We start from the raw sequence: 23,952 nt of genomic DNA, 5'->3' as shown, positions 1-23,952 counted from the left end.
CCCCCAGCCCCCGGCGCACGCCCCGTCCTTCACCCTGCCCCCGCAGGGCCCGCAGTTCCAGAACCGCTGAGCAGGGATCCCCGGGCCGCGGCTCAGACCTTCTGCTTGTAGCCGCGGCCCCAGTTCAGGCCCCAGCCGTAGAGCCGGTCCAGCTCGGACTGGAAGCCGTAGACGTACTTCACCTCGCGCCGCACCAGCAGCTCGCCCTTGACCTTCTCGATCATCAGCACGGCGCAGGAGCGGGCCTCCGGGGCGCGCTCGTCCAGCGAGACCTCGATCCGCGGGCCGTTGCTGGGGTAGAGGGTGAGCTTGGCGTGGGTGCGGTCGAAGGCGGGGGTGCCGTCGTAGATGTAGACGAACACCAGCAGCCGCTTGATGTCGTCCTTGTGGTCCAAGTTGACGAATATCGTCTCGCCGGATCCGGAGCCGAACCGGTCGTCGCCGCTGAGCTGGACGTAGGGGGCGGAGTTCATGCTGCCCAGGAAGTCGCCCAGCGGCTGCACCACGCCCTTGCTGCCGTCCTCCAGCTCGTACATGCAGGCCAGGTCGAGGTCCACGTTGACCATGGCGAGGCTGCCCTGCGTCGAGGGCGGCTCGGGTTTGAACTTCCGCAGGGGGTGCCGCAGCGTCTCGCGGAGGCTGGGCCTGCCCATCTCGAAGCCGGAGGTCCGCATCCGCCAGGAGAGGTTGATCCGCAGGTTGCCCCCGGCCGCCCCCTGCTTGGTCAGCGAGAGGGTGGAGCGCCGTCTGGTCAGCTCCACCGCGCCCGAGGCGTCACCGCTCTCGAAGTCGTGCCCGGAGCCGCGGCCCCAGTTGTCGAAGAAGCCCACTGTCGTCCACCCCCACCGCCGGCGCGCCCGCCGGCGTCCGTCACCCTGCCCAGACCGCCGCGGGGCGGCCCCGAGGTGCATCCTCGCAGCCGCCCCGCTCTTCAGCGTTCCTCAAACGCCCCGCCGTCACACTCCGGAGGGCACTTCGGACCTCGAGGGGGAGTCTCCACCGCCGTTCGCGTCCTCGCGGCGGTTGCGGCGCACCGAGGACAGGTAGGAGGCGCCGATCAGCACCACGCCGATCAGGCCGGTGATGACCTCGTGGATCTCGTACTTGATGGTGATCAGCAGGATCGCGGCGAGCGCGCCGATCGCGTAGTGGGCGCCGTGCTCCAGGTAGACGTACTCGTCCAGGGTGCCCTTGCGGACCAGGAACACGGTCAGCGACCGGATGTACATGGCGCCGATACCCAGACCCAGGGCCATCTCGAAGATGTCGTTGGTGATGGCGAACGCGCCGACGACGCCGTCGAGGGAGAAGGAGGCGTCGATGACCTCCAGGTAGAGGAAGAGGCCAAAGGCCGCCTTGCCGGCCAGTCCGACGACCGAGGAGCCGCCCTTGGCCGCCGGGGTGCGCTCGCCGGCGCCGCTCTCCTCGCTCTCCTCGTCACCGTCCTCGTCTTCTTCCAGCTGCTCCTCGAAGTAGCCGGAGATGCCGCCGACGATCAGATAGGTGATCAGACCGAAGATGCCGGCGAGCAGCACGGTGGCCGTCTTGTCACCGCCGCCGTGCGCCGCGTCGGTGGCCACGGTGGTGGCCGCCACCAGCAGGACGCCGAGTGCGACCACGATGGACAGGGTGTCCAGCTTGCCCAGTCGGGCCAGCGGGCGCTCCAGCCAGGCCAGCCACTTGATCTCGCGCTCCTCGAAGATGAAGTCGAGGAAGATCATCAGCAGGAACATCCCGCCGAACGCCGCGATCGCCGGGTGGGCCCCGGTGACCAGGTGTTCGTACTGGTCCTTGTCGTTGATCGCCAGGTTGACGGCCTCGTACGGGGAGACCTTGGCGGTGATCGCCACGATCACCACCGGGAACACCAGCCGCATGCCGAAGACGGCGATCAGGATGCCGACCGTGAGGAACATCTTCTGCCAGAAGGCGTTCATCTTCCGCAGGATGCCCGCGTTGATCACCGCGTTGTCGAACGACAGCGAGATCTCCAGGATAGAGAGGATCGCGACGATCGCTAGCCCCTTCCAACCCCAGAGAACACCGGCCAGGGCCAGGCCGGCCGCCGTGACGGCGAACGACCAGCCAAAGGTTTTCAGGAGCACTGGCTACCCAATCCTTCTTCCGTAAGATCTCCCCCGCGCTCTCTACGCGGCTTTACGAAACGTTGACCCCGAAGTCTAGAGCGATACCGCGGAGTCCCGACGCGTACCCCTGCCCCACCGCCCGGAACTTCCACTCCCCGCCGTACCGGTAGACCTCCCCGAAGATCATCGCGGTCTCGCCGGAAGCGTCCTCGGAGAGGTCGTAGCGGGCCAGCTCGCTTCCGTCCGCCTGGTTGACCACGCGGATGAAGGCGTTGCTGACCTGCCCGAACGTCTGCCCCCTGGCGTCCGCGTCATGGATCGACACCGGGAAGACGAGCTTGTCGACCCGGGCCGGGACCGCGGAGAGGTCCACCAGAATCGATTCGTCATCGCCGTCGCCCTCACCGGTGAGGTTGTCGCCGGTGTGCTCCACCGAGCCCTCGGGGCTCTTCAGGTTGTTGTAGAAGACGAAGTACTCGTCGCCCAGCACCCGCCCCGACTGGCACATCAGGGCGCTGGCGTCCAGGTCGAACGGCGCCCCGGTGGTGGAGCGGGCGTCCCAGCCCAGACCGATCAGCACCTTGGTGAGATTCGGCGCGGCCTTCGAGAGGGAGACGTTGCCCCCCTTGGCGAGCGTGACGCCCATGGTCTTGGTTCCTCCCCGGTGTGGTGCGCGGATCACGCACGTCCGGCGCCGCACTCCCGTCTGGTCAGGTGTGCGGCGCCGGATCGTCGCGCTGGTGCGCGTGGTTACGGATGCGGATCGACAGGTCAGACGTTGACGCCGAAGTCCTGCGCGATACCCCGCAGGCCGGAGGCGTAGCCCTGGCCGATGGCCCGGAACTTCCACTCCGCCCCGTGGCGGTAGAGCTCGCCGAAGACCATGGCGGTCTCGGTCGAGGCGTCCTCGCTCAGGTCGTAGCGGGCCAGCTCGACGTTGTCGGCCTGGTTGACCACGCGGATGAACGCGTTGCGCACCTGGCCGAAGCTCTGCTGGCGGTTCTCGGCGTCGTAGATCGAGACCGGGAACACGATCTTGGCGACATCGGCCGGCACGCCGGCCAGGTTCACCTTGATCTGCTCGTCGTCGCCCTCGCCCTCACCGGTGATGTTGTCACCGGTGTGCTCCACGGAGCCGTCCGGGCTCTTGAGGTTGTTGAAGAAGACGAAGTTCTGGTCGGTGGAGACCTTCCCCTGGTCGTTCGTCAGCAGGGCACTGGCGTCGAGGTCGAAGTCAGTGCCCGTGGTGGTGCGGGCGTCCCAGCCCAGACCGACGATCACCGCGGTCAGGTTCGGGGCTTCCTTGGTCAGCGAGACGTTGCCGCCCTTGCTGAGGCTGACTCCCACGAGTCCTCCCTAAAAAGGTTCGTCAGGAGCACGGTGTGCCCCCACGTGCGTTTTCCATCGGATCAACGTTTTGATCCTAGTGAGCGGTTCCCCCCGGAAGCAGGAATTCGCCCGCCTCCGAGCGCTCCGAGGCCCGAGGTTCCCCCTGGGGCCCCGGAGCCGCCCCGGGGCCTCAGAGGCTGCCCAGGGCCTTGACGTAGTCGTTCAGGTCGCGGGCGTCCGCCAGGCCGTTCTCCACGGTCCAGCGCACCACGCCCTCCTTGTCGATCACGAAGGTGCCGCGCACCGCGCAGCCCTTCTCCTCGTCGAAGACCCCGTACGCCCGGCTGACCTCGCCGTGCGGCCAGAAGTCCGACAGCAGCGGGTACTCCAGGCCCTCCTGCTCGGCGAAGACGCGCAGGCTGAAGGGGGCGTCATTGGAGACCGCCAGCAGCTGCACGTCGTCGTTGACGAACTTCGGCAGCTCGTCGCGGAGCGCGCACAGCTCGCCGGTGCACACGCCGGTGAAGGCGAACGGGTAGAAGAGCAGCACGACGTTCTTCTCGCCGCGGAAGTCGGCGAGCCGGACGGTCTCACCGTGCTGGTTCCTCAGCTCGAACTCCGGGGCCTTGGTACCAACCTCTATCGCCATGGAAGACGTCTCCTTCGCGTCGGGCACTACGGATCTGCCGATCGCGACCACCCTACGCGCCGAGCCCCTCTCCGGTTCGCTCCGGAGGGGGGCTCGGGGTCGGTGTTGCGGGGCGCCTCAGCGCTTGGGGGCGATCAGGCGGGTGCCCGACCAGTCCTTGGCGGCGTTGATGCTCTTGGTCTGCGACAGGCCCGCGGTCTGTGCCGCGTCGCTGATGTCGCTCGGCTCGATGTAGCCGTCGCGCCCGGTCTTGGGGGACATCAGCCAGATGGTGCCGCCCTCGTCAAGGAGGCCGATGGCATCCACCAGCGCGTCCGTGAGGTCGCCGTCCTCGTCGCGGAACCACAGCAGGACGACGTCGGCCACGTCGTCGTAGTCCTCGTCGACGAGATCCTGACCGATCACGGACTCGATACCTTCACGAAGGTCCTGATCGACGTCGTCGTCGTAGCCGATCTCCTGGACCACCTGTCCGGGCTCGAACCCCAGCTTGGCAGCCGGGTTGGTCCGCTCCTCCGCGTGGTCCGCGGTCGCGCTCACGGATGTCCTCCTGTCACGTTCCGGTAATGCGATGGTGCCTCGCGCGTACGCGGGGCATTGGGCGTAGTCCACACGGGCCGGGCGGATCGCGCAAGTACCCGGCCACCGAGACCGCCGAAACGGTGACGGATCCGGCTGTGTCACCGCAACTTGTGTCGCAGTGATAAGGCCCGTGGTGATTCACACCACAGCCATCTGCGGCTTTTGTGAACTTCTGTGGCCAGATTACGACGAGCGGGGCCGAACGGCCGCACGCGGGGGACTCCCATAGTGGGCGTAAGGTTGCGATTTGGCCGTCCCCAGCGACCGGCCGCGCAGCGCCGTCTCACGGAGTGGTGGTTACCGCTCGGTAGAGATGACGTACCCCGTACCCGAGGTACACGATGGAGACCGGCGCGACCAGCACAACCGTGCCCACCGTGTGCCCAGCACCACCCGAGCAGCGAAGGAATAGCGTGGCTTCCGGATCCGATCGCAACCCGATCATCATTGGCGGCCTTCCCAGCCAGGTCCCGGACTTCGACCCCGAAGAGACCCAGGAGTGGCTCGACTCGCTCGACGCGGCCGTCGACGAGCGAGGTCGGGAGCGGGCCCGCTACCTGATGCTGCGCCTGATCGAGCGCGCCCGCGAGAAGCGTGTCGCCGTGCCCGAGATGCGCAGCACGGACTACGTCAACACCATCGCGACCAAGGACGAGCCGTTCTTCCCCGGCAACGAGGAGATCGAGCGCAAGATCCTCAACGCGACCCGCTGGAACGCGGCCGTGATGGTCTCCCGTGCCCAGCGCCCGGGCATCGGGGTGGGTGGCCACATCGCCACCTTCGCCTCCTCCGCCTCGCTGTACGACGTGGGCTTCAACCACTTCTTCCGCGGCAAGGACCAGGGCGACGGCGGCGACCAGATCTTCTTCCAGGGCCACGCCTCCCCCGGTGTCTACGCCCGCGCCTTCCTGCTGGACCGCCTGAGCGAGCAGCAGCTGGACGCCTTCCGCCAGGAGAAGTCCAAGGCGCCCTACGGCCTGTCCAGCTACCCCCACCCGCGCTCCATGCCGGACTTCTGGGAGTTCCCGACCGTGTCCATGGGCCTGGGCCCGCTGGGCGCGATCTACCAGGCCCGGATGAACCGCTACATGCACGCGCGCGGTATCGCCGACACCTCCAAGAGCCACGTCTGGGCCTTCCTGGGCGACGGCGAGATGGACGAGCCGGAGTCGCTGGGCCAGCTGTCGCTGGCGGCGCGCGAGGGCCTGGACAACCTCACCTTCGTGGTCAACTGCAACCTGCAGCGGCTGGACGGGCCGGTGCGCGGCAACGGCAAGATCATGCAGGAGCTGGAGTCGCAGTTCCGCGGCGCCGGCTGGAACGTGATCAAGCTGGTGTGGGACCGCACCTGGGACCCGCTGCTGGCCCAGGACCGGGACGGTGTGCTGGTCAACAAGCTGAACACCACCCCGGACGGCCAGTTCCAGACGTACGCCACCGAGAGCGGCGCGTACATCCGCCAGCACTTCTTCGGTGACGACCACCGGCTGCGCAAGATGGTCGAGAACATGACCGACCAGCAGATCCAGCACCTGGGGCGCGGCGGCCACGACCACCGGAAGATCTTCGCCGCCTACGCGGCGGCCAAGGCCCACAAGGGCCAGCCGACGGTGATCCTGGCGCAGACCGTCAAGGGCTGGGCGCTCGGCCCGAACTTCGAGGGCCGCAACGCGACCCACCAGATGAAGAAGCTGACGGTCGACGACCTCAAGCGCTTCCGGGACCGGCTGCACCTGCCGATCGCCGACAAGGAGCTGGAGTCCGGCCTGCCGCCGTACTACCACCCGGGCCGGAACTCCGAGGAGATCCAGTACATGCACGACCGGCGCCAGGGTCTGGGCGGCTACGTGCCGACCCGGGTCGTGCGCGCCAAGCCGCTGCAGCTGCCGGACGACAAGGTCTACTCCGGTGTGAAGAAGGGCTCCGGCCAGCAGTCGATCGCCACCACCATGGCCTTCGTCCGCCTGCTCAAGGACCTCATGCGGGACAAGGAGATCGGCAAGCGCTTCGTGCCGATCGCGCCGGACGAGTACCGGACCTTCGGCATGGACTCGCTCTTCCCCTCGGCGAAGATCTACAACCCGCTGGGCCAGACCTACGAGTCCGTCGACCGTGAGCTGCTGCTCGCCTACAAGGAGTCGCCGACCGGCCAGATGCTGCACGACGGCATCTCCGAGGCCGGCTGCACCGCCTCGCTGATCGCGGCGGGCTCGGCGCACGCCACCCACGGCGAGCCGCTGATCCCGGTCTACGTCTTCTACTCGATGTTCGGCTTCCAGCGGACCGGCGACCAGTTCTGGCAGATGGCCGACCAGCTCGCGCGCGGCTTCGTGCTGGGCGCCACCGCCGGCCGCACCACCCTGACCGGAGAGGGCCTCCAGCACGCGGACGGCCACTCCCAGCTGCTCGCCTCGACCAACCCGGCGGTCGTCGCCTACGACCCGGCGTTCGGCTACGAGATCGCGCACATCGTGCAGGACGGTCTGCGCCGGATGTACGGCGAGGACAGTGAGGACGTCTTCTACTACCTCACCGTCTACAACGAGCCGATCCAGCACCCGGCCGAGCCGGAGAACGTGGACCGCGAGGGCATCCTCAAGGGCCTGTACCGCTTCAAGGAGGGCGAGCGGGGCGCGATCCCGGCGCACATCCTGGCCTCCGGTGTGGCGGTCCCGTGGGCCGTGGAGGCCCAGCGGATCCTCGCCGAGGAGTGGAACGTCAAGGCCGACGTCTGGTCCGCGACCTCCTGGAACGAGCTGCGCCGGGATGCCATCGAGGTCGAGGAGCACAACCTGCTCCACCCGGAGGAGGAGCAGCGCGTGCCGTACGTGACGCGCAAGCTGGCCGGCGCCGAGGGCCCGAAGGTGGCCGTCTCCGACTGGATGCGGGCGGTCCCGGACCAGATCGCGCGCTGGGTGCCGGGCACCTTCCAGTCGCTGGGCACCGACGGCTTCGGCTTCGCCGACACCCGGGGCGCGGCGCGCCGCTTCTTCCACGTCGACGCCCAGTCGGTGGTGCTGGGCGTGCTGACCGAGCTGGTCAAGGAGGGCAAGCTGGAGCGCTCCGTGCTCAAGCAGGCCATCGACCGCTACCAGCTGCTGGACGCCTCCGCGGCGGACCCGGGCTCGGCGGGCGGCGAGGCGTAGGCTCCCCCAGCTACCTCCCCCAGACTCCGTCCGGGGGTACCCCCGGGAGGTGCCCCAGGGCGCTGAGCCGAGGCAAGTGATGGGGCGTGGTCCCGTCCGCGGTGCGGACGGGACCACGCCCCATCGGCGTCCGGGGGTCCGAGCCCGGACCCCCGAAGCACCCCCGCCTGCCCGGCCCCGCGAGACGGGCCGGACGGGCGTGCCGCGCCGGATGGCGTCAGCGTTCCCAGATCTTGAAGGCTCGGATCTGGTACGGGGACTCGGGGGCCCAGGAGCCCGAGGGGTAGGTGTTGAACTCGCCGGTCTCCCCGCAGGTGCGGCTCTGGTACACGGTGACCGGTCGGCCGGTGCGGTTGGCCAGGGAGAGGGCGGCGGTGCCCCGGGGCAGCGGGACGCAGCTCTCGATGTCGGTGCCGGACAGCTCATGGGTGCGGCGGGCACCGGTGAAGTCGGTGTTCTGCCAGAGGCACAGCTGCCCGGCGGCGCACTGCCCCAGCGCCCTGGCGGCGGCCTCGGAGGAGGCCGCGGTGGCGGTGGCCGGCGCCAGGGCCGTGGTGGCCGCGGCCAGGGCGGCGGCGAGGGCCGCGGTGGTCAGGACGGTACGCATGAAGATCATTCCCCCCGTGTCGATGGCGACGATGGTGTGCGCCGGCGCCGCCTCGGGCGCGCCGGGTCCGCCGCATGCGGACGGGAGCCAGCCTGCGGGCCGGCTCCCGTCGTCTCAAGAGGGTCGATCACAGGCCACCCTGATAGGTGGGCGGCGCGGTCAGGGGGCGCGGGACCGGTGGCGCCCGGTCAGATGTGCACCCCCGCGCCACCCGCCTCCGCGTTCGCACCGCGCTTGGTGAAGCCCGCGAACACCGCCGCGGCGGCCGCCACACACGCGGCGACCACGAAGCTCAGCTGCATGCCGGACAGGAAGGTCTCATGGGCGACCTTGGTGATCGGCTCCACCAGCTCCGGCGGGGTGTGCTTGTCGATCGGCGGCAGGCCGACCTCCACCGCCTGGGAGGCCTTGGCCATCTGGGCATCAGTGGCGGGCGGCAGCTGGGCCGCGGCCCACTCGTCCGGCAGGTTGTGGTCCACCTTGGAGGCCATCACCGCGCCCAGCACGGCCGTACCGAGGCTGCCGCCGACCTGCATGCCGGCCTGCTGGAGGCCGCCCGCGACGCCGGCCAGCTCCAGCGGGGCGTTGCCCACGATCACCTCGGTGGCGCCCACCATCACCGGCCCCAGCCCCAGGCCGAGCATCGCGAACCACAGGGAGGTCTCACCGGTGCCGGAGCCGGTGTCCAGGCGGGAGAGCCCGTACAGCGCCACGGTGGTGATCAGCATGGCGGTCACCATCGGGATCCGCGGGCCGACACGGGTGATGACCACGCCGGCCAGCGGCGAGCTCACGATCATCATGGCGGTGAGCGGCAGCAGGTGCATACCGGCGTCCACCGGGCTCATCCCGTGCACGTTCTGGAGGTAGAAGGTGATGAAGAAGAGCCCGCCCATGAAGCCGAAGGCCATCAGCACCATGAGCGCGGTGCCGGCCGACAGCGGCACCGAGCGGAACATGCTGAGCGGGATCAGCGGCTCCTTGGTGCGGGTCTCCCAGAAGGCGAAGGAGACGAAGGAGACCACCGAAAGCCCCAGGAAGAGCAGGGTCTTGGTGTCGCCCCAGCCCCAGGCCGATGCCTTGATGAGGGCCCAGATCAGGAAGAACATCGCGGCCGACAGCAGCACGATGCCGGGGATGTCGAAGCTCTTGGGGGCGTTCTCGGCGCGGTGGTCGCGCAGGATGAACAGGCCCAGCAGCAGCGCCAGCACGCCGACCGGCACGTTGATGAAGAACACCGACTGCCAGTTGACGTGCTCCACCAGCAGGCCGCCGACGATCGGGCCGCCCGCGGTGGAGGCGCCGATCACCATGCCCCAGATGCCGATGGCCATGTTGAGCTGGGCGGGCGGGAAGGTGGCGCGCAGCAGGCCGAGCGCGGCGGGCATCAGCAGGGCGCCGAAGAGGCCCTGGAGGACACGGAAGGACACCACCAGCGACACGCTGCCGGACAGGCCGATGGCTCCGGAGGACAGGGCGAAGCCGGCGACCCCGATCAGGAAGGTCTGACGGTGGCCGAACCGGTCGCCGAGCTTGCCGGCCGTGATGAGGGCGACGGCGAGGGCGAGCAGATAGCCGTTGGTTATCCACTGGATGTCGGAGAGGGAGGCGTTCAGGTCGTCGGCTATCGCCGGGTTGGCTATCGCGACGATGGTGCCGTCGAGCGCCACCATCGTCACTCCGATGGCGACGGTCAGCAGCGTCAGCCATGGATGGCCCCGGAGCCCGCTGCTGCGGTTCGCCCGGTCCGGTGTCGCGTCGGCGACCGTGGTCTGTGACGTCATAGCCTGAGGCTAGTGTCAGTCACTGACAACTGACAAACGTATTCATCAGTCGATGACTGCCATATATGACCAGCCGGTTATCGTGATCTTCCCGGTCGGCATGAGCCGGCGAGGCCAAGCGGAGAGACAGTGAGACAGCAGGTGCCACCCGGACAGCCGGTACCCCCCGGTGGAGAGCAGCAGGGGCACCCCGTCAACCTGCGTGAACGCAAGAAACTGCGGACCCGCAACGCGTTGGCCCGCGCGGCGCTGGAGCTCTTCACCCGGCAGGGGTTCGAGCAGACCACGGTCGACGAGATCTCCGAGGCCGTCGAGGTCTCCCAGCGCACCTTCTTCCGCTACTTCGCCGGCAAGGAGGATGTCGCCTTCGCCACCCAGCAGTTGGTGGAGACCCACTTCCTCGAGGCGCTGCTGACCCGGCCGGCCGACGAGCCGCCGATGGCGGCGCTGCGCGGCGCGGTGGCCGCCGCCTGGGACGGGCTGGCGCAGGCGATGGCGGAGATGGTGCCGATCGAACTCCACATGCGCGCCTACCAGATGATCGAGTCCACGCCCGTGCTGCTCGCCGTGCATCTGCGCCGGTCCGCCGAGCTGGAGGAGCGGATGGCGCGGGAGATCGCCCGCCGGGAGGGGCTGGACGTGGACGCGGACCCGCGCCCCCGGCTGGCGGTGGCGGCGTTCAGCGGAGCCATACGGGTCACGGGCAGGCTGTGGGGCGAGGGGCCGGACCACAGCCTGGACGCGCTGCGCACCCTGACGATGGCCTACCTGGACCGGATCGGCCCGGCACTCGTGGAGCACTGGCGCAAAACGGACTAACGGGACGGAAGCCGCAAGTGGGCGCGAGTCCCACAATTGACCGCTCCCAAACGTGAGATGCGTCACGCCTTTCGTGGTGGCGGTCGCGCTTCTCCTAGGGTGGCCCGCGGTGACTTCCTTCCCGGAGCTCGACTCCTCCACGCCCTCCACCACCGGCTGGCGCATGCTGCTCGCGCTGGCCGTGGTGTTCGTCATGCTCGCCACCACCGGTTGGACGGCGATCCGGCACCACGGCGGGGACATGGATCCCCGGGCCCGGGAGCTGGCCTCCTGGCGGGAAGGGAGATTCGACGGGCACCGGCTGCCCGACCCGTACGCCCCACCGCCGGTGCTCCAGCGCTTCTTCACCACCCTCGACACCCGGCAGCGCGCCCGGCTGACCGCCCGCTACCCCCTGGTGGTCGGCAACCTCAACGGGGCACCGATCAAGCTGCGCTACCGGGCCAACCGGCTGGCGCTGATACGGGCCCGGGAGGTGGAGCGGCGCCGCACCACCTCGACCCAGCTCACCCCGCTCGGCCGGGAGAACGCCACACGCCGGATGCAGCGGTACGCCTCGCTGCTGCGCGCCGACCGCCAGGTCATCGCCTTCGACCCGGCCGGCTCCGGGCGGGTCGCCGAGGTCTTCGGCGACCTGGAGCACGCCCGCCACGTGGCCGTCGTGGTCCCCGGCGTGGACACCGACATCCTGACCTTCCAGAAGACCCGGCGCCGCTACACCGCCCCGGTCGGCATGGCCCGCTCGGTCTACCAGGCCGAGCGTTCGCTGGAGCCGCACGGCGCCAACGCCGTCATCGCCTGGGCCGACTACACCGCGCCGGTGGGCACCGGGCTGGACGCCGCCACCGGCAAGCTGGCCGCCGAGGGCGCGCTGCGCCTGCGCGCCTTCGTCACCGGGCTGCCGGACGAGGCCGCGGTGACCCTGCTGTGCCACAGCTACGGCTCGGTGGTGTGCGGGGTGGCCGCCCGGGACCTGGACCCCTCGGTCACCGACATCGCGGTCGCGGGCAGCCCGGGCATGCGCGCCGGGCACGTCTCGGACTTCGGCACCCGGGCCCGGGTGTGGGCGATGCGGGACGGCAACGACTGGATCGCCGACGTCCCCAATCTGGAGGTGGGCGGGCTCGGGCACGGCGCCGATCCGGTCGCCGAGGGCTTCGGGGCGCGCCGACTGTCCGCCGCCGGGGCCGACGGCCACTCCGGGTACTTCGTTCCGGGCACCGAGAGCGTGTCCAACTTCGCCAAGCTGGGCATCGGCGCCATCCACTCGGTGACCTGCGCCGATGACGACGACTGCACCGCCGACGCGGGCTGAGCGCCCAAAAGCCGCTGGACGCGCGTAGCGCCTCGAAGGGGGACGGGCGGGCAACCGCCGCATACGATGAGCCGCATGGGTGATGTGCTGGCCGGTTTTCACACCGTCTGGGAGTTCGATACCGACTCCGTGCTCATCCGCTTCGAACGGGGGATTCGTACGCCGAAGCTGCTCCAGGTGCTCGGTGAACGCCGTGTTCCCTACGAAGCGCTGGCCGCCGTGGAGCTGACTCCCGGCAGGCGCGGCACGGTGGTGCTGCGCGCCGTGCCGCGAGCCGGCGCCGATCCGCTGATAGAGGTGGCCGACGGCCAGCTCAAGGACGCCTGCGACCCCTACCGGCTGGTGCTGCCCGCCGAGCGCGAGGTGCTGGCCGAGTACTACGCGCAGGAGGTCCGCGGCCTGCTGGGCCCGGACGCCGGTCTGCCCGCTGAGGAGCATCTGGTGGACGCGCCCGCGCCGCCGCGCGCCTTCAAGGCGTACGACGGCAAGGCGTCCTTCGACGGCCAGGCGGTCACCTTCCGCTGGTTCTGGACCGGCGCCTCCTCCACCAAGTGGAAGGCCGGCGACCAGCGGTTCGCGGTCGAGGAGCTGAGCGGCGTGGAGTGGCACTCGCCGGAGGTCCTCGCCGGGCATCTGCGGCTGCTGCACCGGGCGGACCGGGACCAGCCCGGCGAGCCGGACCAGGACCCGGCCGCCGTGGTCTTCGGCATGGGCTACGGGATGGTGCACGAGTCGCTGCCGTTCGCCGCGGCCGTACTGGCCGCCGTACGGTCGGCCGGCCCGGCGCTGCCCGCGGTGCCCCGGCAGCAGCCGGCCGCACGGGTCTCCGCGCCCGCCCGCCGGGACGCGGCCGACATCGCCGACCGCATCCGGCAGCTGGGCGAACTGCACACCGCGGGCCTGCTGACCGACGACGAGTTCAGCACCAAGAAGGCGGAACTCCTCGCGGAGCTGTAGCCCGGCACCCGGCCCGGCGGGCCGAGCGGACCCGTCGGCGTCCCGCCCGGTGTCGTCCCCCGGAAGGGAACCGCGCGAACGACCGCGGACGGCCCGCCCGCGCAGGACTTCCCGCCTACTCCCGACCGACCGCGGTGAAGGTCATGTCCGCGTAGCGTCCGCCCGCCACCTGCCCGGCGATCGGCTCCAGCAGGGCCAGGTCCTGCTCGGTCAGCCGCAGCCGGGTGGCGGCGGTGTTCTCGGCCAGCCGGGAGCGCTTGCGGGTGCCCGGGATCGGCACCACGGTCAGCCCGTGCACCTCGGCCCGCTGCTGCACCCAGGCCATCGCGACCTGGGCCGGCGAGGCCTGGTGGGCCGCGGCGACCTGCCGCACCGGCTCCAGCAGCGCGGCGTTGGCCGCCGCGTTCTCGCCCGTGAACCGCGGCTGGGTGCGCCGCCAGTCGTCGGCCGTCAGCTCCTTCTCGGCCTGTACGAAGGTCCCGGTCAGGAAGCCGCGGCCGAGCGGGGAGTAGGGCACGAAGGCGATGCCCAGCTCCTTGGCCGCCCGCACCACGCCGTCCTCGACATCGCGGCTGAACAGCGACCACTCGGACTGCACCGCGGCGATCGGGTGCACCGCCTGGGCGGCACGCAGTTCGCCGCCGGAGACCTCGCTCAGGCCCAGGTGCGCGACCTTGCCCTCGGTGACCAGCTCGGCCATCGCGCCCACCGTCTCCTCGATGGGTACGTCGAGGTCGCGCCGGTGCATGTAGTACAGGTCGACGTGGTCCACGCCCAGCCGCCGCAGGCTGTTCTCGACGCACTGCCGGATGTACGCCCGGTCGTTGCGGATCTCCTGGTACGAGGGGTCGTCCTCGCGCCGCACGATGCCGAACTTGGTGGCCAGCACCAGCTCGTCCCGGTGGGCCTGGACGAACGGGGCGAGGAACTCCTCGTTGCGGCCGAACCCGTAGACGTCGGCGGTGTCGAACAGGGTGACGCCCAGCTCCAGGGCGTACTCCAGGGTCGCCCGCGCCTCCTTCTCGTCCGTCGGCCCGTAGGCGTGCGCCATGCCCATGCAGCCGAGCCCCTGCGAACCGACCCGCGGTCCGCCGGTGCCCAGGGCCACGGTGGCGAGCTTCTCGGTGCTCTCGGTCATCTGAGTCTCAGACCCCCTCCGGCGCCGCATGGGCGCCAGCGTAGATATCGATCTTGTAGTCGAGGACGTCGAGCGTGCTCCGCAGCTCTTCGATGCGCTGCCGCACCACCTCGCGGTGGGCGGTCAGCAGCTCCTCGCGTGCGCGGTAGGTGCTGTCGCCCTGCCGTACCAGCTCGGCGTAGCGGACCATGTCCGCCACCGGCATGCCGGTCAGCCGGAGCTTGCCGACCAGGGCCAGCCAGTCCAGGTCGCGGTTGGTGAAGCGGCGCTGCCCGGTGTGGTTGCGGTCCACGTGCGGCATCAGCCCGATGCGCTCGTACCAGCGCAGGGTGTGGGCGGACAGTCCGGTGTGCTCCGCGACCTCGCCGATCGTGTAGTGGTCCTGGCCGGCCGGCCGCGGATGCGGCACGTCGGTCAGGCACAGGGACAGCGCGGTCGGCATGGTCTCCAGCACGGTCATACCGCTTCACCTCTTCGCGTTCGCGGGTCGTGATCCCTCACGACGTGATCAACGCTAGAGAGTTGGAGCGCACTCCAGGCAAGCGCGGATTTGACGATTTCTTGTACGGCCCGGGGCGTGCCCACCGGACGGAACCCGCGGAAGCCCTCCGCCGCGGGCGGTGGGCCGGGGCACCCGCGGGGGCGCCCGCGGGGGGCGGGATACGCTCATGGCCATGGAGAGCCTGCGGATGATCGAGGACTGGCCGGTGCCCACCGCGGCGGCGGCCGTGGTGACGGCGGACGGCGCGATAGTCGGATCGCACGGTCCGACCACCCACCGGTTCCCACTGGCCTCGGTCACCAAGCCGCTGGCCGCGTACGCCGTGCTGCTCGCGGTGGAGGAGGGCGCCGTCGAGCTGGACGAACCGGCGGGGCCGGACGGGTCCACGGTCCGCCATCTGCTCGCCCACACCTCCGGGCTGGCCTTCGACGAGCAGCGGGTGATGGCCGCGCCGGGCACCCGGCGGATCTACTCCAACACCGGCTTCGAGGTGCTCGGCGACCACCTGTCCAAGGCGACCGAGATCCCGTTCGCGGACTATCTGCGCGAGGCGGTGCTGGAGCCGCTGGGCATGGCGGACACCGCGCTGCACGGCTCCCCCGCCAAGGCCGCCGTCTCCACCGTCGCCGACCTGGCCCGCTTCGCGGCCGAACTCCAGGCCCCGCGCCTGCTGGCCGCCGAGACCCTGGCCGAGGCGGTCCGGGTGGCCTTCCCCGGGCTGAACGGCGTCCTGCCCGGCTACGGCAACCAGAAGCCGAACGACTGGGGGCTGGGCTTCGAGATCCGCGGCACCAAGTCGCCGCACTGGACCGGCGCTTCGTCCTCGCCGCGGACCTTCGGCCACTTCGGCCAGTCCGGCACCTTCCTGTGGGTGGACCCGGTGGCCGGACGGGCCTGTGTGGCCCTCACCGACCGGGCCTTCGGCCCCTGGGCGATCGAGGCGTGGCCGGCCTTCACGGAGGCGGTGCTGGCGGACCGCTGACCGCCGCCGCCGCCCGGGGCGGCCGCACCGCCCCGGGCACCCCTGGCGCCAGTGGCGCCCCCGTCATCCGTACGACGGCTCCGCGTGCATCTCCCACACCAGGAACTCCGCCCCGCCGCCGACCGCCTCCGCCGTCAGTCGCGCCGCGTCCGTGACGCGGGCCGCGTCGCCCTCGGTCAGGGTCTCGTCGGCCAGGCGTACGGTGCCGCGGACCACATGGACGTACAGCCAGGGCGCGTCCGGCAGGGCCACCGGTCGGCCGGCGGCCGGGCGGTGCGCCCGCAGCGAGGCGTCGGCGTGCGGCAGCGGGCAGGGGGTGCCGTCCGGGATGCCGCGCACCACCTCGTACTCGGGCCGGCCGCCGAAGCGGGTGGGGCTGAGCCACATCTGCACGAAGCACAGCGGCTCGCTCCCGGTGTTGCGTTCCGCATGGCGGACGCCGCTGCCCGCGCTGAGCCGCTGCACATCGCCGGGGCGCACCACGGTGCGCTGCCCGGTGGAGTCCTCGTGGGTCAGCTCCCCGGACACCACCCAGGTGACGATCTCCAGGTCCCGGTGCGGGTGGGGGGCGAAGCCGGCGCCGGGCGCGAGCCGCTCCTCGTTGCAGGCCACCAGCAGTCCGAACCGTACGTTGTCGGGGTCGTAGAAGCCCGAGAAGGAGAAGGCGTGGCGGGTGTCCACGCCCGCCTCGTCGCCGCCCCGGTAGCGCTCGTCCGCCCGCTGCACCCACATCACGGGCCCCACGGTAGTACCGCGCCGACCGGGGCACCCCCGCGAGCACTCCTTCCGATAAGGCAGGCTTGTCCTCGTGTCTGAACCCGCTTCGCATCACGATCACCCGCACTCCGCGACCCTCCGCCGGCTGGAGAAGTCGTCCGGGAAGCTGGCCGCCAGCGCCATCGCCCGGATGGACGAGCAGTTGCCGTGGTACCGCGCCATGCCGCCGGAGAACCGGTCCTGGATCGGGTTGGTCGCCCAGGCGGGTATCGCGGCCTTCACCGAGTGGTTCCGCCACCCGGAGGCCTCGCAGGCCATCAGCACCGATGTGTTCGGCACCGCGCCGCGCGAGCTGACCCGGGCGATCACCCTGCGGCAGACGGTGGAGATGGTACGCACCACCATCGAGGTCATGGAGTCGGCCATCGACGAGGTGGCGGCTCCGGGCGACGAGTCGGTGCTCCGCGAGGCGCTGCTGGTCTACGCCCGGGAGATCGCGTTCGCCACCGCCCAGGTGTACGCGCAGGCGGCCGAGGCGCGCGGCGCCTGGGACGCCCGGCTGGAGTCGCTGGTGGTCAACGCGGTGCTGTCCGGGGAGGCGGACGAGGGGGCGCTGTCCCGGGCCGCGGCGCTGGGCTGGAGCTCCCCCGAGCATGTGATGGTGGTGCTCGGCACCGCCCCGGAGGGCGACAGCGAGCTGACCGTGGAGGCGATCCGGCGGGCCGCCCGGCACGCCAAGTTCCAGGTGCTCACCGGGGTGCTCGGGAACCGGCTGGTGGTGATCGCGGGCGGCTCGGACAACCCCCTGCAGGCCGCGAAGGCGCTGATCGGCCCGTTCGCGCCGGGCCCGGTGGTGGCCGGCCCGGTCGTCCCCGACCTGCTGGCCGCGACCCGGTCGGCGGCGGCCGCCGCGGCCGGGCTCAAGGCGTGCTCGGCCTGGCCGGACGCGCCGCGCCCGGTGCTGGCGGACGATCTCCTCCCGGAGCGCGCCATGGCCGGAGACCCGGCGGCGCGCGAGCAGTTGGTGGAGGAGATCTACAGACCGTTGGAGGAAGCCGGTTCGGCGCTGCTGGAAACTCTCAGCGTCTACCTGGAACAGGCAAGCAGTCTGGAAGGCGCGGCGCGAATGCTCTTTGTTCACCCGAACACCGTGCGCTACCGGCTGCGACGTGTGACCGATGTCACCGGCTGGTCACCCTCCGATGTCCGGTCGGCATTCACGCTCCGCATCGCGCTGATCCTCGGCCGCCTCAACAACGGAGTCACCCATAGCTAGGGTTTTGTTGGACCCCAACAATTCCCTTCACTGTTCTTCGTCCCTGTCCTCACGGGCGGGCGGGAGCCCTCGCAGGAGAGAGTGTGAGGGTGCTCGTACTCGTCGCTCCCGGCCAAGGCGCCCAGAAGCCCGGTTTCCTGTCCCCCTGGCTCGAACTCCCCGGTGTCGAAGACCGGCTCCGCGCCTGGTCGGCCGCCATCGATCTCGATCTGATCCACTACGGCACCCAGGCCGACGAGGAGCAGATCCGTGACACCGCGGTGGCCCAGCCACTGCTGGTGGCCGCCGGTCTGGTCTCCGCGCAGGCACTGCTGGGCGACGACTTCGGCGCCGGTTTCGACGTCGTGGCCGGCCACAGCGTCGGTGAGCTGACCGCGGCCGCCGCGGCCGGCGCGCTGACCTGCGAGGCCGCCCTGACCCTGGTCCGCAAGCGCGGGCTGGCGATGGCGGAGGCCGCCGCGGTCACCGAGACCGGCATGGCGGCCCTGCTGGGTGGCGAGCAGGAGCAGGTGCTGCCGCACCTGGAGAAGCTCGGTCTGACCCCGGCGAACGTGAACGGGGCCGGGCAGATCGTGGCCGCCGGCACCGCCGAGCAGCTGGCCGCGCTGGCCGAGGACAAGCCGGAGGGCACCCGCCGGGTGGTCCCGCTGAAGGTGGCGGGTGCGTTCCACACCCACCACATGGCCCCGGCCGTGGCCGCGCTGGAGAAGGCGGTCGGCGACCTGGAGGTGGCCGATCCGCGGCTGCCGTTCGTCTCCAACCGCGACGGCGAGGTCGTCACGGAGGGAGCCGAGCTGGTCCGGCGCCTGGTGACCCAGGTGTCCAACCCGGTCCGCTGGGACCTGTGCATGGAGCGCTTCCAGGAGCTGGGCGTGACGGCGCTGATCGAGCTCACCCCGGCCGGGACCCTGGTGGGCATCGCCAAGCGCGCCCTGCCTGGCGTGCAGAACCTGGCGCTGAAGACCCCGGCGGACCTCGACGCGGCGCGCGCCCTGGTCGCCGAACACGCCTCCTCCCCCACAGCCGAGTCCCCGGCCGAATAGGAGCCACCAGAGCATGACCGCGAAGATCAAGCCCAGCAAGGGCGCACCGTACGCGCGGATCCTCGGCGTCGGCGGCTACCGGCCGACCCGGGTGGTGCCGAACGAGGAGATCCTCAAGCACATCGACTCCTCCGACGAGTGGATCCGCACCCGCAGCGGGATCGCCACCCGCCACTGGGCGGGGCCGGACGAGACGGTCGCCTCGATGTCCGTGGAGGCCGGCGGCAAGGCGATCGCGGACGCGGGGATCGCCCCGGACCAGATCGGCGCCGTGATCGTGTCGACGGTGTCGCACTTCAAGCAGACCCCGGCGATCGCCACCCGGATCGCGCACGAGGTCGGCGCGGGCAAGCCCGCCGCCTTCGACATCTCGGCCGGCTGCGCGGGCTTCGGCTACGGCCTCACCCTGGCCAAGGGCATGGTGGTGGAGGGCAGCGCCGAGTACGTGCTGGTCATCGGCGTGGAGCGGCTGTCCGACCTGACCGACCGGGAGGACCGGGCCACCGCCTTCCTGTTCGGCGACGGCGCCGGCGCGGTGGTGGTCGGTCCGTCCAAGGTGCCGGCCATCGGCCCCACGGTCTGGGGTTCCGAGGGCGACAAGTCCGAGACCATCACGCAGACGCTGCCCTGGGACGTGTACCGGGACCAGACGGCCGCCGAGGTGCGCTACCCGGCGATCACCCAGGAGGGCCAGGCGGTCTTCCGCTGGGCCGTGTACGAGATGGCCAAGGTCGCCCAGCAGGCGCTGGACGAGGCCGGGGTGAACCCGGAGGACCTCGACGTCTTCATCCCCCACCAGGCCAACATGCGGATCATCGACTCGATGATCAAAACCCTCAAGCTGCCGGAGCACGTCACGGTCGCCCGTGACGTGGAGACCACCGGCAACACCTCGGCGGCCTCCATCCCGCTCGCCATGGAGCGGCTGCTGGCCACCGGGCAGGCGAAGAGCGGTGACACCGCGCTCGTCATCGGCTTCGGGGCGGGGCTCGTCTACGCCGCCACGGTCGTTACCCTCCCCTAGGCAAGATCCGCGCAGCCCCGCAGTCAGCGGACGCTGCGCACTCCACCGCAACACACCGAATGAAGGAGCGCCGTCAATGGCCGCCACGCAGGAAGAGATCGTCGCGGGTCTCGCGGAGATCGTGAACGAGATCGCCGGCATCCCGACCGAGGACGTCAAGATGGACAAGTCCTTCACCGACGACCTGGACGTCGACTCGCTGTCCATGGTCGAGGTGGTCGTCGCCGCCGAGGAGCGCTTCGACGTGAAGATCCCGGACGACGACGTCAAGAACCTCAAGACGGTCGGCGACGCGACCGAGTACATCCTCAAGCACCAGGCCTGAGCCGAGCGCCTGTCGCCACCCGAGCGGTGGCGGGCACAGCACCCTCAGCACCCTCTAGGACGCGGAGTCAAGAAATCCGATGAACTCGACCAATCGCACCGTGGTCGTCACGGGTATCGGCGCAACCACACCGCTGGGTGGCGACAGCGCATCGACCTGGGAGGCCCTGCTCGCCGGACGTTCCGGCGTGGGCCTGCTCACCGAGGACTGGGCAGCCGAGCTGCCGGTCCGTATCGCCGCCCGGGTCGCCGTCGAACCGACGGAGATCATCCCCCGGCCGCAGGCCCGCAAGCTGGACCGTTCGGCGCAGTTCGCGCTGATCGCGGCGCGCGAGGCGTGGGCCGACGCGGGCTTCACCGCCCGGGCCGGTGAGGACCCGGCGGTCGACCCCGACCGCCTGGGCGCCGTGGTGGCCTCCGGTATCGGCGGCGTCACCACCCTGCTCGACCAGTACGACATCCTGCGGGAGAAGGGCGCCCGCAAGGTCTCCCCGCACACCGTGCCGATGCTGATGCCCAACAGCCCGGCGGCCAACGTCAGCCTCGAGGTCGGCGCCCGCGCCGGTGCGCACACCCCGGTCAGCGCCTGCGCCTCGGGCGCCGAGGCCATCGGCTACGCCGTCGAGATGATCCGCACCGGCCGCGCCGACGTGGTCATCGCGGGCGGCACCGAGGCGGCGGTGCACCCGCTGCCGATCGCCGCCTTCGGCAACATGATGGCGATGTCCAAGAACAACGAGGACCCGCAGGGCGCCTCGCGGCCGTTCGACACCGAGCGCAACGGCTTCGTGCTCGGCGAGGGCTCGGGCATGATCGTCCTGGAGTCCGCGGAGCACGCCGCGGCGCGTGGCGCGCGGGTGTACGCCGAGGCCGTGGGCCAGGGCATCTCCGCCGACGCGCACCACATCACCGCTCCGGAGCCGTCCGGCGCCGGCATCGCGCACGCGCTGCAGAACCTGCTGGACAGCACCGGCCTCAAGCCCTCCGAGATCACGCACGTCAACGCGCACGCGACCTCGACCCCGCAGGGCGACATCGCGGAGCTGAAGGCGCTGCGCAAGGTGCTGGGCGACGATGTCGACCACGTCGCGGTGTCCGCCACCAAGTCGATGACCGGGCACCTGCTCGGCGGCGCGGGCGGCGTGGAGACCGTGGCCTCGGTGCTGGCCCTCTACCACCGGGTGGCACCGCCCACCATCAACATCGAGAACCTGGACCCCGAGGTCGACGTCGACATCGTGCGCGACACGCCGCGGGAGCTGCCGCAGGGCACCATCGCCGCGCTGAACGACTCGTTCGGCTTCGGTGGCCACAACGTGGTGCTGGCCTTCCGCACCGTCTGACCCGGGCACCACACGCCCCAGCGGCCCGTCCGGTCCCCCGACCGGACGGGCCGCGACGTACCCGGGCCCCGTCGACCGGGCTTCCGCCCCTGTGCGGGGGCTCCCTTTCGCGGAGCCACGACCAGCGGACATGTGGGACTCACGATGCTCCGAGCCGTGATGGCCCGCGGTGCGAGCCGGTCTTCCGGTGCGACCGCGGCGACCCGTACGGCGCGGACGACGAAGAGGCGGCTGGTCCCGGCCTGCCACTCCTACGATGAGCCGGGTGACCGGGACACTGCCTTCGGGCCTGGAACTTTTCGACGTTCGCCGCCTTCGCCTGGCCGAGGGCGAAGGGCCTGTGCTGTCCGCGGAGCTCGAAGCGGCGCGGGACCGTGTGTGGGAGATGGCGGTGGCCGCCAATCCCACACTGTTCGACGGACCGGTGGTGGGGTGCGTGGAACTCCGGTGGGAGGAGCCGGACACGTTGTTCCTGCGCTGGGCCGCGGTGACCTACCGCCACTACGCCCTGCGTCGGGTGCCGGACGGCAAGGCGTTGCCCTCGTTGTTCGTGAACGCGATCCAGCCGACCGACGACGGCAGAATCGTCGTGGGGAGGATGTCGCCCGCGACAGCAGCGCCTGGTCGGTGGCAACTGCCAGGGGGTTCGGTGGAGCCGCCCGAGACCGGAGGGGTGCTGGACGAGGACGCGATGCGCGGGCAGGCGGCGCGGGAGCTGGCCGAGGAGGTCGGGGTGGAGCTCAAACCGGATGAGCTGCGGCTGTGGGTGGCCACCCGGGGCAGGAACTCCAGCGTCGGCCTCACCTACCTTGCCCCGGCCCTGCCGGAGGCCGAGCTACGGGAGAGGTTCGGCGCGGTGGTGGCGGCCGAGCGGTCGGCGGGTCGTGAGCCCGAATTCTCCGAGATCGTGTTCGTACGCTCCCCGGAAGAACTGGCCGGTCTTGCAGGACCGCACGCGGACTACGTGGAGCCGGTCCTTCGCCGGTATGCCGGTACGCCACTGCGGCCTGGCGCCTGACTCAGGGCCGGTGAGGAGGTGGAGACCGCGTTCGTCGAGCTCGACCACGCGGCGTGGGCCGCGGGCCGCGGGTCTGGAAGCGGGGAGGTCCTGCGTAATGGTCGGTTCTCCGACGCTCCACCCTGCCGCACCTGTGCCTCCCGTCCGGGATCCCTCGTTCGGCTTCGGTGGCCACAACGTGGTGCTGGCCTTCCGCACCGTCTGACCCGGGCACCACACGCCCCAGCGGCCCGTCCGGTCCCCCGACCGGACGGGCCGCGACGTACCCGGGCCCCGTCGACCGGGCTTCCGCCCCTGTGCGGGGGCTCTCTGCCGCCCCGGTGTCCGGCCGGGCCCTCGGTCGGTCAGTGGCCGTCGAAGCTGGCGAAGTAGGAGGCCGCCATGTCCTCGCCACCGTGGCCCTGCTCGACGGCGCGCCGGAAGCGCTCGGCGCCCGCCGCCGCCACGTCCATCCTTACGCCCGCGCGCTCCCCGGCCTCCACGATGAGCCGGGCGTCCTTCTCGGCGGTGGTGGTGGCGAAGCTCGGCGTCAGCTCACCGCTGAGCAGCAACTCCGCCTTGGCCCGCAGATAGCCCATGTCCAGCGTGCCCCCGGCGACCGCCGCCAGGAAGTCACGCGCGTCCACGCCGAGTCCCTTGGCGAGGGCGAGCGCCTCGGCCGTGCCGTGGGTGACCGTCAGCACCCAGCTGTTGATGACCAGTTTGAGGCGGCTGGCGGTGCCCTCCGTGCCGTCCTCGCCGACCCAGACGGTCTTGCCTCCGTACGCTGTGAAGAGCGGGTCCAGGGTCTCCCGCAGCCGCATCGGGGCGGCGGCGAGCACGGTCAGTTGGCCCGCCTCGGCGGGCTGCCGGGTGCCCAGCACCGGGGCGTCCACGAAGACCATGCCGTGCTCGCGGGCGAAGGTGCCCAGTTCCTCGATGCCGCTGAGCCCCGCGGTGGTGGACTGGATCCATACGGTTCCGGAGCGCAGCTCGGGCGCCGCCTGACGCATGGTCTCCAGCACCGTCGGGCCGTCGTACAGCATGGTCAGTACGGCATCGGCGCCGCGTACCGCCTCGGCGGGGGTGTCCACCACCCGTGCGCCGGCCGCGGCCAGTGGTTCGGCCTTGGCCCGGGTGCGGTTCCACACGCGTACGTCGAGGCCCTCGACGGCGGCGAGGTGACGGGCCATGGGGGCGCCCATGATGCCGGTACCCAGGACGGCGACGGAGGTGATCGCGTTGGTTTCGGTCATGGGCGTCACGGTAGCGCTGGCGCTTTGCTTTGGTGGGGGTGTTGTGGGCGGGGTGAGGGCTGAGTGGGCTGGTTG

General features: G+C 70.9%; 23 protein-coding genes. 11 read left to right on the top strand and 12 right to left on the bottom strand.

What is annotated here, in order from left to right:
- Positions 1-92 precede the first annotated feature (92 nt).
- The 6 genes from E4099_RS10015 to E4099_RS09990 form a co-directional block, all read right to left on the bottom strand.
- A complete protein-coding gene (locus E4099_RS10015; protein ID WP_135338619.1) occupies positions 93-830 on the bottom strand; it encodes a TerD family protein in 738 nt (245 codons plus the stop codon).
- Positions 831-956: 126 nt separating this feature from the next.
- On the bottom strand, positions 957-2,105 hold the full coding sequence (locus E4099_RS10010; RefSeq protein ID WP_135338618.1) for a DUF475 domain-containing protein: 1,149 nt from the start codon (positions 2,103-2,105) through the stop codon (positions 957-959).
- A gap of 52 nt (positions 2,106-2,157) precedes the next feature.
- Positions 2,158-2,733, bottom strand: coding sequence for a TerD family protein (locus tag E4099_RS10005; protein ID WP_135338617.1), 576 nt, complete (start codon positions 2,731-2,733; stop codon positions 2,158-2,160).
- A 125-nt stretch (positions 2,734-2,858) separates the two neighbouring features.
- The gene (locus E4099_RS10000; RefSeq protein WP_135338616.1) at positions 2,859-3,434 is read right to left on the bottom strand and encodes a TerD family protein; all 576 of its coding nucleotides are present in this window, start codon (positions 3,432-3,434) and stop codon (positions 2,859-2,861) included.
- 172 nt (positions 3,435-3,606) lie between these two features.
- Positions 3,607-4,065 carry a peroxiredoxin gene (locus tag E4099_RS09995; protein WP_135338615.1) on the bottom strand — a complete coding sequence of 153 codons (459 nt, stop codon included), beginning with the start codon at positions 4,063-4,065 and terminating at the stop codon, positions 3,607-3,609.
- Between the two features lie 117 nt (positions 4,066-4,182).
- Entirely contained in the window at positions 4,183-4,605 is a 423-nt protein-coding gene (locus E4099_RS09990; RefSeq protein ID WP_135338614.1) for a DUF3052 domain-containing protein, read from the bottom strand.
- A 455-nt stretch (positions 4,606-5,060) separates the two neighbouring features.
- Between E4099_RS09990 and aceE the strand changes: the two genes are divergently transcribed.
- Positions 5,061-7,793, top strand: coding sequence for a pyruvate dehydrogenase (acetyl-transferring), homodimeric type (aceE, locus tag E4099_RS09985; RefSeq protein WP_135338613.1), 2,733 nt, complete (start codon positions 5,061-5,063; stop codon positions 7,791-7,793).
- A 217-nt stretch (positions 7,794-8,010) separates the two neighbouring features.
- Here the strand turns inward: aceE and E4099_RS09980 are convergent, their stop codons facing one another.
- Entirely contained in the window at positions 8,011-8,400 is a 390-nt protein-coding gene (locus E4099_RS09980) for a peptidase inhibitor family I36 protein (protein ID WP_135338612.1), read from the bottom strand.
- Positions 8,401-8,588: 188 nt separating this feature from the next.
- Complete coding sequence (locus E4099_RS09975; protein ID WP_135338611.1) at positions 8,589-10,184, bottom strand: MFS transporter; 1,596 nt, start codon at positions 10,182-10,184, stop codon at positions 8,589-8,591.
- Between the two features lie 129 nt (positions 10,185-10,313).
- Here E4099_RS09975 and E4099_RS09970 point away from each other — a divergent pair, with 129 nt between their 5' ends.
- From E4099_RS09970 to E4099_RS09960, 3 genes are all read left to right on the top strand, one after another.
- Positions 10,314-11,003: a TetR family transcriptional regulator gene (locus E4099_RS09970; protein ID WP_386389928.1), complete on the top strand. Its 690-nt coding sequence runs from the start codon at positions 10,314-10,316 to the stop codon at positions 11,001-11,003.
- Positions 11,004-11,112: 109 nt separating this feature from the next.
- Positions 11,113-12,318, top strand: coding sequence for an alpha/beta hydrolase (locus tag E4099_RS09965; RefSeq protein ID WP_245244728.1), 1,206 nt, complete (start codon positions 11,113-11,115; stop codon positions 12,316-12,318).
- A gap of 75 nt (positions 12,319-12,393) precedes the next feature.
- Entirely contained in the window at positions 12,394-13,275 is an 882-nt protein-coding gene (locus E4099_RS09960) for a DUF4429 domain-containing protein (protein WP_135338610.1), read from the top strand.
- A 115-nt stretch (positions 13,276-13,390) separates the two neighbouring features.
- Here E4099_RS09960 and E4099_RS09955 read toward each other — a convergent pair whose 3' ends face one another.
- Positions 13,391-14,413, bottom strand: coding sequence for an aldo/keto reductase (locus tag E4099_RS09955; RefSeq protein ID WP_135338609.1), 1,023 nt, complete (start codon positions 14,411-14,413; stop codon positions 13,391-13,393).
- Between the two features lie 7 nt (positions 14,414-14,420).
- On the bottom strand, positions 14,421-14,873 hold the full coding sequence (locus E4099_RS09950; protein WP_135338608.1) for a MerR family transcriptional regulator: 453 nt from the start codon (positions 14,871-14,873) through the stop codon (positions 14,421-14,423).
- Between the two features lie 214 nt (positions 14,874-15,087).
- Between E4099_RS09950 and E4099_RS09945 the strand changes: the two genes are divergently transcribed.
- Positions 15,088-15,897: a serine hydrolase domain-containing protein gene (locus E4099_RS09945; protein ID WP_135338607.1), complete on the top strand. Its 810-nt coding sequence runs from the start codon at positions 15,088-15,090 to the stop codon at positions 15,895-15,897.
- 63 nt (positions 15,898-15,960) lie between these two features.
- On the opposite strand, the gene E4099_RS09940 is transcribed toward E4099_RS09945, so the two are convergent.
- Positions 15,961-16,629, bottom strand: coding sequence for a pirin family protein (locus E4099_RS09940; protein ID WP_135338620.1), 669 nt, complete (start codon positions 16,627-16,629; stop codon positions 15,961-15,963).
- A 76-nt stretch (positions 16,630-16,705) separates the two neighbouring features.
- Here E4099_RS09940 and E4099_RS09935 point away from each other — a divergent pair, with 76 nt between their 5' ends.
- The 6 genes from E4099_RS09935 to E4099_RS09910 all read left to right on the top strand — a co-directional run bounded on the left by E4099_RS09935 (position 16,706) and on the right by E4099_RS09910 (position 22,642).
- Positions 16,706-17,890, top strand: a complete 1,185-nt coding sequence (locus tag E4099_RS09935; RefSeq protein WP_135338606.1) for a PucR family transcriptional regulator — start codon at positions 16,706-16,708, stop codon at positions 17,888-17,890.
- Positions 17,891-17,979: 89 nt separating this feature from the next.
- Positions 17,980-18,933 carry an ACP S-malonyltransferase gene (locus E4099_RS09930; protein ID WP_209446573.1) on the top strand — a complete coding sequence of 318 codons (954 nt, stop codon included), beginning with the start codon at positions 17,980-17,982 and terminating at the stop codon, positions 18,931-18,933.
- Between the two features lie 13 nt (positions 18,934-18,946).
- Positions 18,947-19,957: a ketoacyl-ACP synthase III gene (locus E4099_RS09925; protein ID WP_135338604.1), complete on the top strand. Its 1,011-nt coding sequence runs from the start codon at positions 18,947-18,949 to the stop codon at positions 19,955-19,957.
- A gap of 76 nt (positions 19,958-20,033) precedes the next feature.
- Positions 20,034-20,282 (top strand): acyl carrier protein, encoded by a 249-nt coding sequence (locus E4099_RS09920; RefSeq protein WP_135338603.1) that lies wholly within the window; start codon positions 20,034-20,036, stop codon positions 20,280-20,282.
- A gap of 79 nt (positions 20,283-20,361) precedes the next feature.
- The gene (fabF, locus tag E4099_RS09915; protein ID WP_135338602.1) at positions 20,362-21,624 is read left to right on the top strand and encodes a beta-ketoacyl-ACP synthase II; all 1,263 of its coding nucleotides are present in this window, start codon (positions 20,362-20,364) and stop codon (positions 21,622-21,624) included.
- Between the two features lie 265 nt (positions 21,625-21,889).
- Entirely contained in the window at positions 21,890-22,642 is a 753-nt protein-coding gene (locus E4099_RS09910) for an NUDIX hydrolase (protein ID WP_245244727.1), read from the top strand.
- Between the two features lie 344 nt (positions 22,643-22,986).
- On the opposite strand, the gene E4099_RS09905 is transcribed toward E4099_RS09910, so the two are convergent.
- A complete protein-coding gene (locus E4099_RS09905) occupies positions 22,987-23,877 on the bottom strand; it encodes an NAD(P)-dependent oxidoreductase (RefSeq protein WP_135338600.1) in 891 nt (296 codons plus the stop codon).
- Positions 23,878-23,952: the final 75 nt, after the last annotated feature.

The sequence above is a fragment of the Streptomyces palmae genome (genome assembly GCF_004684805.1).
GTDB lineage: Bacteria > Actinomycetota > Actinomycetes > Streptomycetales > Streptomycetaceae > Streptomyces > Streptomyces palmae.
Note: the sequence above shows the minus strand (reverse complement) of the source record. Positions and strands in the feature narration are given on the sequence as shown.